Origin of the sequence: Pseudoalteromonas shioyasakiensis (assembly GCF_022398475.1) — a bacterium.
Lineage (GTDB): Bacteria > Pseudomonadota > Gammaproteobacteria > Enterobacterales > Alteromonadaceae > Pseudoalteromonas.
Genome location: NZ_JAKEVM010000123.1, coordinates 1 through 12,856, shown reverse-complemented (window position 1 = coordinate 12,856; position 12,856 = coordinate 1). Strand labels below are relative to the sequence as shown.

Sequence of the window (12,856 nt, the reverse complement as noted above, 5' to 3'; positions counted from 1 at the left end):
GATGAGTATTGTCAGTATGGAAGTTTAAAAACTAAGAAAAAATGTTTAAAAATGTATTAAATTTAGGCTTTTTAAGGCTAGATATTTGTTAGTTAAAAAGATTATTTTCAGATATTTTTTTCAGCTCGTCGCTAATTTTTTCAACCGGTACTGGGCGGGCAATAAAGTAGCCTTGACCATAGTCGATACCAATTTCTTTTAGCGCTAAGAATATTTCTTTGTTTTCAACATATTCAGCAACAGAGCGCTTATCAAGCGAACGGCTAATATCATTAATCGCTTTTACAAGCGCTAAATCGATTGGGTCGTTCAACATGTCGCGAACAAATGAACCATCAATTTTTACGTGTTGAGCCGGTAACTGTTTAAGGTAATTAAAGGTACTAAAGCCAGTACCAAAGTCATCAATAGAGAAGTGACAGCCTAATCCATTCAAACGCTCGATCATGGCACGGGTTGCAACTAGGTTATTAATACTCGCAGACTCGGTGATCTCAAAAATAATGCGTGTTGGTTCAACATTGTATTCTTTTAAGCTCGATTCAATATGCGGCAGTAAGCGTTCATCTAAAAACGACTGTGCTGATAAGTTAATTGCTACTTGGTTAAGCTCTGGGTACTCGGCAACGCTCTTAATGGCATTACGAATAACACATTGGTCCATCAAGAAAGTATCGTTTAAAAGCTCTAAAGCAGGAATAAACTGATTAGGGTAGATAAGCTCATCATCAAGCTTTAAGCGTAATAGTGCTTCAAAGTAGGCGACGTGGCCGCGTTTAAAGTCCCAAATCGGTTGATAGTGCAGTTCGATAGCATCATGTTGTAATGCTTGGCGAATACTATGGCCCCATTCAAGACCGGCTTGTAAACTATTGTGATGACTATCTTCTTTTGAATAACAGTGTACTAAGTTACGGCCTAAGCTTTTTGCTACATAAAGGGCGATATCAGCTTGTTTTAAACACTCACTTGGGTCGTTATTTTGCTCGGTGATTTGTGTTAAACCAATTGAACAGCTAATTGAGTACTCTTGACCTTCTGAATGAAAGCGGTGCTTTTCAATCGCCATACAAATACTTTCTGCAACCAAGTGTGCATCGAGTAAGTTAGTATTTTTTAAGATCACAGCAAATTCATCACCACCGATGCGGCACACTAAGTGCTCATCACTAATATTCGCTGTGAATAACTGGGCAACTTCTTTTAAAACGATGTCACCTTGTTGGTGACCTTTACTGTCGTTGATGATTTTAAAGTGATCTAAATCGATATAAATCAGCGCGTGCTCTGTATCGTTACTAGTGTATTGTGCTTTACAAATACGTTGTAATTGTTGGTCAAAGTAATAACGGTTATGCAGCTCTGTGAGCGTATCGTGCAAGGCTAAGTGACGAAGTTGTAGCTCTGCCTGCTTACGCTCATGAATGTTATCTATGGTGGCGGTAATAGTTGCTGAGTTTTGGCTGTTTTTAATCAGCTGTAAGCGACACTCAACCCAAATGGCATTGCCATTTTTATGTTTTAGTTGGATCTCTACCTGTTGCTGTTGCTCACCACCATGCAAAATACGCTGAATAGTATCTTGTAGCTTTGTTTTACACTCAGGTAAACAAAAGTCAGTTAATGACTTTGCTAAACTAGACTTAATGCCATAGCCCGTCAAATGCTCCCAAGCAGGGTTAATAAAGCGAATATTACCCTCTTGGTTAAACTCAAGTACCACAGTATTTAGGTGTAATAAAATACGTTGGTGGGCAGAAAACAGCTCTTTATAGCGGCTTTGACTTTGGCTTAGTTGTTCTACTTTTTGCGCAAACTCTGCATAGCTCACCATGAAATCTTCACGACGGGCAGCGTGGTCACACACTTTACTTAATAACGAGTGATCGTACGGGGCGCGAATAAAGTCAGTTACGCCAGATAGCAACAACTGCTCAGCATAATCTGCATCATTGTTATCAATGATGGTTACAATCGCTTGCTTTGGGTTGTGCTGTAGTATTTCGCTAATTAACCCAGCTGCGGTATCTGAATGAGATTCGGTGGCGTCAATCAATACAATGGCAAATTTTTGCTGCAGATAGGTCGCAAGTGCCGCTTTTGTTGAAGTGGTATGGGTTATCGCGAAGCTAAGTTTTAACTGTTCGCTGATATCTTCTGCTTTACGGTTGTCTGTTTCAAGTAGTAATAAATTAAGGCGACTACTTTTTTCAAGGTGAGTTGATAACACGTTGGCTAGCACTTGCGGCAGCATATCTTGGCGTTCAAATGGAAGAACAGCATCAATGCCATAGCTGCGAGCCGTGGTTTCGGCTATACGTTCACAATAGATTGGTGGAGTAAGTAAAATTGGTGTGTTTTTTGGTGTTTTTAATAACCCTGAACGGATCATGCGCGAAAAGCGCCAACCATCAATCTTACCGACCTCAAGGCCTGTAATGATAATATCCACCGGGTGGCTTTTAAGAATTTTAAGCGCATCTTGAGAGTCACTGGCTTCGATAAACGTGAAGACATTAAGCTTGTTTAATGTGGTCTTAATTGTTTCACGCTCAGCAACGCTCGCGTTCAAAATTAGCAGCTTTAACTGCTTTGCCATGGCGCTACTACCTCTTACTTAACCCATGTTTAGTGAATAAGCTAGAATAATGACATTTTGCTTAATCTACAAGCAAACTTTACCCAAAAGCGGTTAATAAGTACTTAAGTTTGTAATCCTTTAAGCTAGTACCAAGTTGACGCAGGGCTTTGCTTGAGGTGGTGGGCGTATCAGAGTAAACTTGGCGCGTTTTTATTAATGAGAGATATGCTCTATGCGCGTAGCTGATTTTAGCTTTGACCTTCCTGATGAATTAATTGCTCGTTTTCCTAAAGCAGATCGAACTAGCAGTCGTTTACTGACGCTTGATGGCCCATCAGGCCAAGTTGAGCATAAAGTATTTAGTGATATTTTATCGCTCGTTAATGAAAATGACCTATTAATTTTCAATAACACCAAAGTGATCCCAGCTCGCATGTTCGGGCAAAAAGAGTCAGGCGGTAAGCTTGAGGTTTTAGTAGAACGTGTACTCGACGAGCATCGTGTGCTTGCGCATGTGCGAGCTAGTAAATCGCCAAAACCAGGCTCAAAAATCATTCTAGAAGGTAAAGCCGAAGCAATCATGGTTGCGCGTCATGGCGAACTTTTCGAGCTTGAATTTGCCAAAGACGAAAATGTACTCGATATCCTAAATGACATAGGTCACATGCCATTACCACCTTATATTGACCGTCCTGATAACGAGTCAGATCGTGAGCGCTACCAAACGGTTTATGGTGAAAAGCCTGGTGCTGTAGCCGCGCCAACAGCTGGCCTGCATTTTGATGATAAATTAATGGCAGCCTTAAAAGACAAGGGCATTAACATGGCGTTTGTGACTTTGCACGTAGGTGCAGGTACCTTCCAGCCTGTTCGCGTTGACTCAGTTGATGAGCATGTTATGCACTCAGAGTACATCGAAGTACCAGATGAAGTGGTTAAAGCGGTAGCCGAAACTAAAGCAAAAGGTGGGCGTGTAATTGCTGTAGGTACTACCTCAGTTCGCTCACTGGAGTCAGCTGCTAAAGTGCACGGCGGCAAACTAGATACTTACTTTGGTGATACCGATATCTTTATTTACCCGGGTTATCAGTTCAATGTGGTTGATGCCATGGTGACAAATTTCCACTTACCTGAATCAACGTTAATCATGTTAGTCAGTGCCTTTGCAGGTCAAGAGAACATAATGGGTGCTTACCACACGGCTATTGAGCAGCAGTATCGCTTCTTTAGTTATGGTGATGCGATGTTCTTAACGCGCAAATAAGCGCTGATGAGAATTTGAAAAAGCCCAGTTTTTTAACTGGGCTTTTTATTTTCGAATTTAGCCCAATTTATAGTAATAAACCCGCAAACAGGGTAGAATCGAGCGGTTAAATTATAGCTTGTTGGACTGTTTTTCCGACACTGAGGATAATATGAAATTTGAATTAGACCGCACTGACGGTAAAGCGCGCCGCGGCCGCTTGATTTTTGAACGTGGTGTTGTAGAAACGCCAGCATTTATGCCTGTAGGTACTTACGGTACTGTTAAAGGTATGACGCCTGACGAAGTGAAAGATACTGGTGCACAAATTTGCCTAGGTAACACTTTCCACTTAATGCTGCGTCCTGGCACAGAAATCATTAAGCAGCACGGTGACTTACACGACTTTATGAATTGGGATCGTCCAATTCTAACTGATTCAGGCGGTTTCCAAGTATTCAGCTTAGGCGCAATGCGTAAAATCACTGAAGAAGGCGTGATGTTCAGTTCACCAGTTAACGGTGAAAAAATCATGCTTTCGCCAGAAAAAGCGATGCAAGTTCAGCGTGATTTAGGTTCTGACATCGTGATGATTTTTGACGAATGTACGCCATACCCTGCGACCGAAAAAGAAGCTAAAGATTCTATGGAGTTATCACTTCGTTGGGCTAAACGCTCAAAAGAAGGTCATGGCGATAACCCAGCTGCGCTATTTGGTATTATCCAAGGTGGTATGTACCCTGAGCTTCGTGCACAATCACAAAAAGGCCTAGAAGAAATTGGCTTTGATGGTTATGCATTAGGTGGTTTATCGGTTGGTGAACCGAAAAACGAGATGATCAATATTCTTGACCACTGTGCTTACAAAATGCCTGAAGACAAGCCTCGTTACTTAATGGGTGTTGGTAAACCAGAAGACTTAGTAGAAGCGGTTCGCCGTGGTATCGATATGTTTGACTGTGTAATGCCTACGCGTAATGCCCGTAACGGTCATTTATTTGTAACTGGCGGCATTGTTAAAATCCGTAATGCAGTACATAAAACAGACACCGGTCCACTGGATCCTGAGTGTGATTGTCATACGTGTAAAAACTATTCACGTGCATACTTGCATCATCTTGATAAATGTAATGAAATCTTAGGCGCACGTCTAAACACGATTCACAACTTACGTTATTATCAACGCGTGATGGAAGGCTTACGTAATGCCATCAGTAATGGCAAACTAGACGAATTTGTTGCAGATTTTTATGCACGCCGCGGCCAAGATGTGCCAGAGCTTGCAGATACATCAGATTAAATTTTTAGAAAAATTAAAGAGGAAGTGAAATGAGTTTATTCATCTCAAACGCCCACGCAAGTGCGGCAGGTGCAGCACCAGCAGGTGGTGGCATGGAAATGCTAATCATGTTGGGTATTTTTGGTCTGGTATTTTATTTCTTAATCTACCGTCCACAAGCTAAGCGTGTAAAAGAGCATAAAGCACTAATGGGCGCAATGGCGAAAGGCGACGAAGTACTAACGCAAGGTGGTTTAGTAGGTAAGATTGCTAAAATCGCTGATGACAAAGACTTCATCGTGATTTCATTAAACGACCAAGCAGAAGTAACAGTACAAAAATCAGCTGTTTCTGCAGTATTGCCAAAAGGCACTATGAAGTCGCTATAACAATAAAAATAAGGACTCACACGTGTTAAACAAGTTTCCATTATGGAAGTATTTACTTGTTCTAGTAGTGTTAGTCGTTGGTATTTTATATGCCTCTCCTAATTTGTATGGCCGAGATCCGGCCATACAAGTTTCGGGCACTAAAGGTACTGATGCTGACCTCAGCGTACTCGATAAAGTAAATGCGACTCTCAAAGAACATAACGTTACTGTTAAATCAAGCAAACTTGAAGACGGACAAATCCTCGTTCGTTTTAAGAATGTTGAAGACCAACTAAAAGCGCAAGATCTACTGCGTGATTCCCTTAGTGAAGATTATATCTCTGCAATCAATATGGCGCCTGCTCAACCAGAGTGGTTAAAGTCACTGGGTGGTAACCCAATGAAACTAGGCCTAGATTTAAGCGGTGGTGTTCACTTTACTATGGAAATCGACATGGCGACGGCGGTTGATACTCAGCTTGAGCAAATGGAACAAGATTTCAAAAGTGACTTACGTGAAGAAAAATTGCGTTATCGCACCATTCGCCGTGTAGCGAACAGCGAGCGATTACGTGTTGAAATGCGTAACGAAGAAGATAAAGACGCAGCAGAGCGTTTCTTATCAACACGTTACCCATTAAACGTTTACGTTGATGATAGCAGCAGCGACAATGCTTTTTATGCCAGCATGAGCGAGCAAAAGCTTAAAGAAATTCGTGACTACGCTATCAAACAAAATGAAACAATTATCCGTAACCGTATTAACCAAATCGGTGTTGCAGAGCCTAACGTACAGCGCCAAGGTGCTGAGCGTATCATTGTGCAACTTCCGGGTGTACAAGATACAGCGCGTGCTAAAGAGATTCTGGGTGCAACAGCAACACTAGAATTCCGCGAAGTTGATGAAAATGCAGATGCAAGTGCAGCCCTGCAAGGCCGTTTACCGCCAGGTACAGAAATGATCATGGCGCGTGAAGGTTACCCTGTGGTACTTAAGCAGCGCATCATTCTTGAAGGTAGCCACATCACTGGCGCGCAATCAGGTATGGATGAGTATCAACGTCCACAAGTTAGCATTACACTAGACAGCAAAGGTGGCGCAAAAATGAATGCGTTCACTAAGCGTGCTATCGGTAAACGCATGGCAACGGTATTTATCGAATACAAGCCATCAGGTAAAACAGATGAAAACGGAAAAGCACTTCCACCAATTAAAGTTGAAGAAGTGATTAACGTAGCGACGATTCAAGCGCGTCTTGACCGTTCATTCCGTATTACTGGTATCGATAACCCAGCTGAAGCACATAACCTAAGCCTATTACTTCGTGCCGGTGCACTTGTAGCGCCAATTCAAATCGTTGAAGAGCGCACGGTAGGTCCAAGCTTAGGTCAAGAAAACATTGAAGCAGGTATGACAGCGGTTGTGCTTGGTTTTGTGTTTGTACTTTTATTTATGCTTGTTTACTACAAAGGTTTCGGCATGGTGGCGAATATCGCACTGGGCGCAAACCTAGTATTAATTGTGGGTGTGATGTCGCTTATTCCAGGTGCTGCGTTAACGCTACCGGGGATTGCTGGTATCGTATTAACTGTAGGTATGGCCGTTGATGCCAACGTACTTATCTTCGAACGTATTCGTGAAGAACTTGCTGATGGCCGTAGTCCACAACAAGCCGTTCACTTTGGTTACGACAGCGCGTTTAGCACAATTTTAGATGCTAATATCACAACACTTATCGCAGCAGTGATCCTATTTGCAGTGGGTACTGGTCCTATTGCTGGTTTCGCAGTAACACTAGCGATTGGTATTATCACCTCTATGTTTACAGCCATTGTTGGTACCCGTGCGGTAATCAACTTATTCATTGGCGGTAAGCGTATTGATAAGTTGTCGATTTAGGAGTCAGCATGCAAATTTTAAAACTCGGTGGTAAAACACTCCCGTTTATGAAGTTAAGAAAGTTTGCCATGGCACTATCAACCTTGTTGATATTGGCTTCTTTCGTGTCGTTTTTTACTAAAGGCTTGAATTTTGGTCTCGACTTCACTGGCGGTACCGCTGTTGAGGTAGGCTTTACACAAGCACCTGATCTTAAAGACGTTCGTGATGCAATCACTGAAAGTGGCTTTGAAGATTTCTCGGTGCAACTGTTTGGCTCAAGTAAAGAAATTTTAGTGCGTCTTGCTCCGCAAGGTCCTGGCGTAAAAGCAGAAGTAATTGGTAACCAAATCATTACGGCATTACAAAAAGTAGAGTCGACAGTAGAAATGCGTCGTATCGAATTTGTTGGCCCAAGTGTTGGTGAAGATCTAAAAGAGCAGGGTGGCCTAGCCATGTTAACTGCGCTTATCTGTATCTTAATTTACGTTGCGTTTCGTTTTGAATGGCGTTTTGCGATCGGTGCTGTATCGGCACTATTACACGACGTTATCATCACACTAGGCTTATTCTCAGTACTTGGCCTAGAGTTTGACTTAACGATTCTTGCGGCGATTTTGGCGGTAATAGGTTACTCACTGAACGATACCATTGTTGTATCTGACCGTATCCGTGAAAACTTCCGTAAAGTGCGTATTGATGACACGATTGAAATTATCGATATCTCACTAACGCAAACGTTAAACCGTACCCTAGTAACATCAATCACCACTATCCTAGTATTGATTGCGTTATTTGGTTGGGGTGGTCAAACGATCCACGGTTTCGCAACTGCATTACTATTTGGTGTGTTCATCGGTACTTATTCATCTGTTTATGTTGCTTCAGCTGTAGCAATTGCAATGGGTGTAAGTAAAGAAGACTTAATTCCAGAAGTAATTGAAAAAGAAGGTGCGGATCTCGATCCAATGCCTTAATAAGTGATACAAAAAGAAACCGCCCTAATTAGGGCGGTTTTTTTATGGGAGAAATTATGAAACACCTGATGTTTAGCGTGTTTGTACTTTTAATGCTTAGTGCTTGTGACGATAAGCCTGAGCCAGAACAGACAGAAATGCAGCAAACACCTGAAGTAACACTTCAGCAGCAGTTCGACAGCTATAAAGGGTTGGCTTGGCAAGTTGTAGAAGCACTACAAAACCAATCAACTGCTCAGCAATTACAAGACTTGACGCTTAAGCTAATTACTTCATCAACAGGCTTGTTTTTGAATCTAAAAGCACAGTTGCCAGAGTGTGAGGCAAGCTTGCAAGCGATGGCAGACGCTACAGAGTTTCAGCAACAACAAAGTGATGATACAGAGGCGTTGAAGAATGTAATAACAATTAATGTAGAGCCTGAACTACCTGAGTTTGCTGCACCAAGCTGTTATCACGCACAAAAGTTATTACTTATTCCGCTCGCAGTTTATAAATTTGCGCAACAAGCTGATTTAGCACAGAGTGATTACCAAAAAGCTAAATTAAAAATGACAGATAGTTTTGCCCGCATTAAGCAGCTTGAGCTGATCACCGCTATTGAGTAATCTGCACTCGTCATAGCCTTGCCATAAAATTGTCATACAAGGTTGATAATTTACCCACCTATTTGTATTACTAACGCTAGGTGTAAGGTGAACGCACAACTACAGCAGATCTTAGATAACAGTGCAATTGAGACCTTGTTTCAACCTATCTTTGATATTTCTAATCAACATATTTTGGGTTATGAGGCATTAAGCCGCGGCCCGAAAGGGTCTGAGTTAGAAATGCCGAGTGCATTATTCAGTGCAGCTATTGCTTGCCATAAGATCTCTGAATTAGAGCTACTTTGCCGCAGTAGAGCAATTGAGAACTTTGTTAAGCTCAATCTAGAAGGCAAGCTATTTTTAAATGTAAGCCCTAAAACCTTACTTGATCCTTGCCATCCTAAAGGTGAAACATTACACCTAGTTGAACACTTTGGCCTAGCAACTAACCGGGTAGTAATTGAAGTTACAGAACAAGAAAAAGTCGATGATGGCTTTTTATTGTTAAAGACCATTGCTCATTATCGTGAGTTAGGCTTTTCGATTGCCATTGATGACTTAGGGGCTGGCTATTCGGGTTTAAAGCAGTGGTCTGAGTTATGTCCTGAGTTTGTAAAAATAGACCGCTACTTTATTGATCACTGCGATCAGAGTGTGGTTAAAAAAGAGTTTTTAAAGTCAATTATAGAGCTTGCAAAAGCCACCAATACGCAAGTTATCGCAGAGGGCATAGAGCGGGCAGAGGAGCTTCGTTTACTCGAGAGTTTAGGCGTACAACATGCACAAGGCTTTTTACTAGAAAGGCCGAGCTTACAGCCAAGTTACGAAATTAATATCCACTGCTTAAAGCACTTAGAGTCATCAGATAATAGCAATGCATTTGAGCAGTCTATGGCAATTGGCTGGTTGGCAGTCGAGCACGCCAGCATAGAAGCAACAACCCGCTGTAAAGATGCCCACAGTATCTTTGAGCAAGATAAAAGCTTAACGAGCTTGGCAGTACTTGAACACAATACTCCTGTTGGTTTATTACACCGAGATCAACTCACTGAAGTGTTTGCCGCTCCCTATGGCCATGCGCTTTATGATAAGCAGCCAGTTACTTCTTTAATGGATAAACAGCCGTTAATCGTTGACGAAAACGAGTTACTCGATACGGTGAGTCAGCAAATTACTGAGTTTGAGTTTGATATTCGACGCCACATTGTTATCACCCGAAGTGGTGAATACTTAGGCTTGGCGCCATTGCGTAATATCTTAAAACACATTACCGAAGAAAAAATCCGCCATGCACAACATGCCAACCCGCTTACTATGCTGCCGGGTAATGTCGCAATTAACGAAGCAATTGAGCTGAGGCTTCGTAATAATTATCCGTTCTCACTCGCATACGTTGATTTAAACCACTTTAAACAATTCAATGACCTGTACGGTTATGCCAGTGGTGACAGCGTTATAAAATTACTTGCTGAAGTCATCGTAGAGGCCTGTAGTACTAGCAAAGGGTTTATCGGGCACATTGGCGGTGATGACTTTATGGTGGTGTTTGATAAAAATGATGCAGAGCAAGTTTGTCATGACATCATTAGTAAGTTTGAGCTGCAGTCTCGCACCTTTTTCACCCCAGAACATATTGAGCAAGGGGGTTATTGGGCAAGCAATCGAGAAGGTAAAAAGCAGTTTGTGCCACTACTTACATTATCAATCGGTTTAGTTAAGCCTGATTTAGAGTTATGTATTAACAGCCACCAAGTCGCAGCGCTGGCAACAGATGCAAAAAAAGAGGCCAAGCGTTATCAGAGTAGCCACTTGTTTGTATGTAAACGTAGTCGACCAGCCCCTGCAGTGGTGCGTTTAAGCAGCCAAAAAGATGAAGTGATATCTATCAGTTCATGAAGAAATTTTAAGTTCGCTTAATTTTACTTGTGTCCCTGTTTAACTGGGTGTAGCTTAAAAAAAACACAATGAATAAAAATAACAATGAAGCGACTATGTAGTGCAATCCTAGTATTGCTAAGCCTAGGATACAGCCTTACCACAGAAGCTAACAATGTGGTCAATTTAGCGATTGAACAACGCCCACTGTATAAACGCGATTATTATCTTCATGAATTGCTGGCAGCAGCTTTGCGTGCCAGTAATTATCAAGCAGAAATCAACGAGGTTCTGGTTCACCCCCATCAACAGCGCACATTGCTGATGCTCGATGAAAAGCAAGCCGATGTGTTTTGGAGTATGACAAGCCCCGAGCGAGAACACCTTGCAATAGCAGTTAAAGTACCTTTGTTTAAAGGCTACATTGGTAAACGCGCATTACTAACTAAGCGAGCGTTTTTACCGCGTTTTAAAGATTTAAAAACGAAACAAGATTTAGCGCAGTTTAGTGCCATTCAAGGCCATGATTGGCCCGATACTAAAATCCTTGCTCAAAACGGCTTAACAGTCAGACCGCTGGCAAATTACCAGGCAATGTTTAGCTTAGTGATCAGAGGGCGAGTTGATTATTTTCCGCGTTCGTTCATTGAGGTTATTTCTGAAATGGAACAAATCAAAAGTGACGATCTGGCTATAGTGCCTGACCTTTATATTAGCTATCCAACGGCATTTTACTTTTTTGTCAGTAACCACAAGCCTGAATTGGCAGAAGCCCTGTTAAAAGGACTCAAGGTGATGAAAAGCACTGGCGAGTTTGAACAGCTATTTGCCAGTTACTTTGCTGAAGACTTGGCTAAGTTGCCATTTAAAGAAGGTGAAGTCATAGAGGTAAAACTCGACAACGATTATTTTCAGCCACAAAAAAAGGAGCCTTAGCTCCTTTTTGTATTTTTACATTACAACCCGCTATTAGCGAAGTAGTGACTCAGTTAACACTGGGCGAATTTCACGAATGATTGCTTGAGTTAACTTAGGTGCACCGCAAATGATGTTGCCGCTTTGGTTGTAGTTAATACCACCTGCGAAATCAACAACCATACCGCCTGCTTCTTTAACTAAAAGCTCGCCTGCGGCTGTGTCCCATGGCTTAAGGCCAATTTCAAAGAAACCATCAACACGACCGGCTGCAACATAAGCCATATCTAATGCAGCAGAACCTGCACGGCGGATATCAGCAGTGTGCACGAAAAGTGCTTTAAACGCTTCAGAGTATGCGTCTAAGTGGTGCTTTTGTTTGAATGGGAAACCAGTTGCAAGTACAGAACCTGCTAACTCGTTAGTTTTAGTTACGCGTAAACGCTTGCTGTTAAGCTGTGCGCCTTGACCACGAGAAGCAGTGAATAATTCACCACGGATTGGGTCATAGATAACAGCTTGGTCTAAACGACCTTTAACTTTAAGTGCAATAGATACTGCGAAATGAGGGATACCCTTGATGAAGTTAGTTGTGCCATCAAGAGGGTCTACAATCCATTGGTAATCTGCATCTTTACCTTTATGCTCACCAAGCTCTTCACCTACGATAGTGTGATCTGGGTAAGATTTTAAAATGGTATCACGAATTGCGGCTTCAGCTTCTTTGTCGATGTTAGTAACTAAGTCGTTTGTGCCTTTTTGTTGTACATCAACTTTTGATAAATCTTCACTTGCGCGAAGTAAAATTTTGCCTGCGTTACGCGCAGCGCGAACCGCAATGTTTAACATTGGATGCATAGCATTACCTTTGGGTTGTAAAAGAACGAATATATTTAAGCCGGCGTATTCTAGCGATTTCTAGCGTAAAGTAAACAATAAACTCGAATAAATTAGTTTGTTTTTTGTACAGTTCTGATTTTGTTGTTGATTTAATTTCAGAAGAAGGGGTTAGTGGTCAGCCGTCAGCCGTCAGCCGTCAGCCGTCAGCCGTCAGCCGTCAGCCGTCAGAAGTTAGATATCAGTGGCCCGAGTGGGTTTGGTATCTTGATGGCTCCATCAAATATATAATGATTATTGTTTATAAGG

At 41.9% G+C, this 12,856-nt stretch carries 11 protein-coding genes; 9 read left to right on the top strand and 2 right to left on the bottom strand.

The genetic code is table 11. The features are described from left to right. Nucleotides 1–88: 88 nt before the first annotated feature. Nucleotides 89–2,599: a two-component system response regulator gene (locus L1D51_RS17010; protein WP_054563536.1), complete on the bottom strand. Its 2,511-nt coding sequence runs from the start codon at nt 2,597–2,599 to the stop codon at nt 89–91. A 214-nt stretch (nt 2,600–2,813) separates the two neighbouring features. Here L1D51_RS17010 and queA point away from each other — a divergent pair, with 214 nt between their 5' ends. The 8 genes from queA (at nt 2,814) to L1D51_RS16970 (ending at nt 11,731) form a co-directional block, all read left to right on the top strand. Next, nucleotides 2,814–3,845, top strand: a complete 1,032-nt coding sequence (queA, locus tag L1D51_RS17005; RefSeq protein ID WP_054563537.1) for a tRNA preQ1(34) S-adenosylmethionine ribosyltransferase-isomerase QueA — start codon at nt 2,814–2,816, stop codon at nt 3,843–3,845. Between the two features lie 151 nt (nt 3,846–3,996). Next, a complete protein-coding gene (gene tgt / locus L1D51_RS17000) occupies nt 3,997–5,124 on the top strand; it encodes a tRNA guanosine(34) transglycosylase Tgt (RefSeq protein WP_054563538.1) in 1,128 nt (375 codons plus the stop codon). 29 nt (nt 5,125–5,153) lie between these two features. Continuing rightward, a complete protein-coding gene (gene yajC, locus L1D51_RS16995; RefSeq protein WP_054563539.1) occupies nt 5,154–5,492 on the top strand; it encodes a preprotein translocase subunit YajC in 339 nt (112 codons plus the stop codon). Between the two features lie 22 nt (nt 5,493–5,514). After that, nucleotides 5,515–7,374: a protein translocase subunit SecD gene (secD, locus tag L1D51_RS16990; RefSeq protein WP_054563540.1), complete on the top strand. Its 1,860-nt coding sequence runs from the start codon at nt 5,515–5,517 to the stop codon at nt 7,372–7,374. 8 nt (nt 7,375–7,382) lie between these two features. Further along, a complete protein-coding gene (gene secF, locus L1D51_RS16985) occupies nt 7,383–8,330 on the top strand; it encodes a protein translocase subunit SecF (RefSeq protein WP_054563541.1) in 948 nt (315 codons plus the stop codon). 56 nt (nt 8,331–8,386) lie between these two features. Continuing rightward, complete coding sequence (locus L1D51_RS16980; RefSeq protein WP_239964285.1) at nt 8,387–8,938, top strand: hypothetical protein; 552 nt, start codon at nt 8,387–8,389, stop codon at nt 8,936–8,938. An 87-nt stretch (nt 8,939–9,025) separates the two neighbouring features. Continuing rightward, complete coding sequence (locus L1D51_RS16975; protein ID WP_239964283.1) at nt 9,026–10,816, top strand: EAL domain-containing protein; 1,791 nt, start codon at nt 9,026–9,028, stop codon at nt 10,814–10,816. An 84-nt stretch (nt 10,817–10,900) separates the two neighbouring features. Then, a complete protein-coding gene (locus L1D51_RS16970; RefSeq protein ID WP_054563544.1) occupies nt 10,901–11,731 on the top strand; it encodes a substrate-binding periplasmic protein in 831 nt (276 codons plus the stop codon). Between the two features lie 33 nt (nt 11,732–11,764). Here L1D51_RS16970 and suhB read toward each other — a convergent pair whose 3' ends face one another. Beyond that, nucleotides 11,765–12,568, bottom strand: coding sequence for an inositol-1-monophosphatase (gene suhB, locus L1D51_RS16965; protein ID WP_054552496.1), 804 nt, complete (start codon nt 12,566–12,568; stop codon nt 11,765–11,767). Between the two features lie 104 nt (nt 12,569–12,672). Here suhB and L1D51_RS16960 point away from each other — a divergent pair. After that, the coding region (locus L1D51_RS16960; protein WP_239964281.1) for a hypothetical protein at nt 12,673–12,856 on the top strand (184 nt) is incomplete at its 3' end.

What these genes read in the sequence shown, in the direction of transcription:
- L1D51_RS17010 (WP_054563536.1), bottom strand. Translation starts at nt 2,599, where the DNA reads ATGGCAAAGCAGTTAAAGCTGCTAATTTTGAACGCGAGCGTTGCTGAG.
- queA (WP_054563537.1), top strand. Translation starts at nt 2,814, where the DNA reads ATGCGCGTAGCTGATTTTAGCTTTGACCTTCCTGATGAATTAATTGCT.
- tgt (WP_054563538.1), top strand. Translation starts at nt 3,997, where the DNA reads ATGAAATTTGAATTAGACCGCACTGACGGTAAAGCGCGCCGCGGCCGC.
- yajC (WP_054563539.1), top strand. Translation starts at nt 5,154, where the DNA reads ATGAGTTTATTCATCTCAAACGCCCACGCAAGTGCGGCAGGTGCAGCA.
- secF (WP_054563541.1), top strand. Translation starts at nt 7,383, where the DNA reads ATGCAAATTTTAAAACTCGGTGGTAAAACACTCCCGTTTATGAAGTTA.
- L1D51_RS16980 (WP_239964285.1), top strand. Translation starts at nt 8,387, where the DNA reads ATGAAACACCTGATGTTTAGCGTGTTTGTACTTTTAATGCTTAGTGCT.
- L1D51_RS16970 (WP_054563544.1), top strand. Translation starts at nt 10,901, where the DNA reads ATGAAGCGACTATGTAGTGCAATCCTAGTATTGCTAAGCCTAGGATAC.
- suhB (WP_054552496.1), bottom strand. Translation starts at nt 12,568, where the DNA reads ATGCATCCAATGTTAAACATTGCGGTTCGCGCTGCGCGTAACGCAGGC.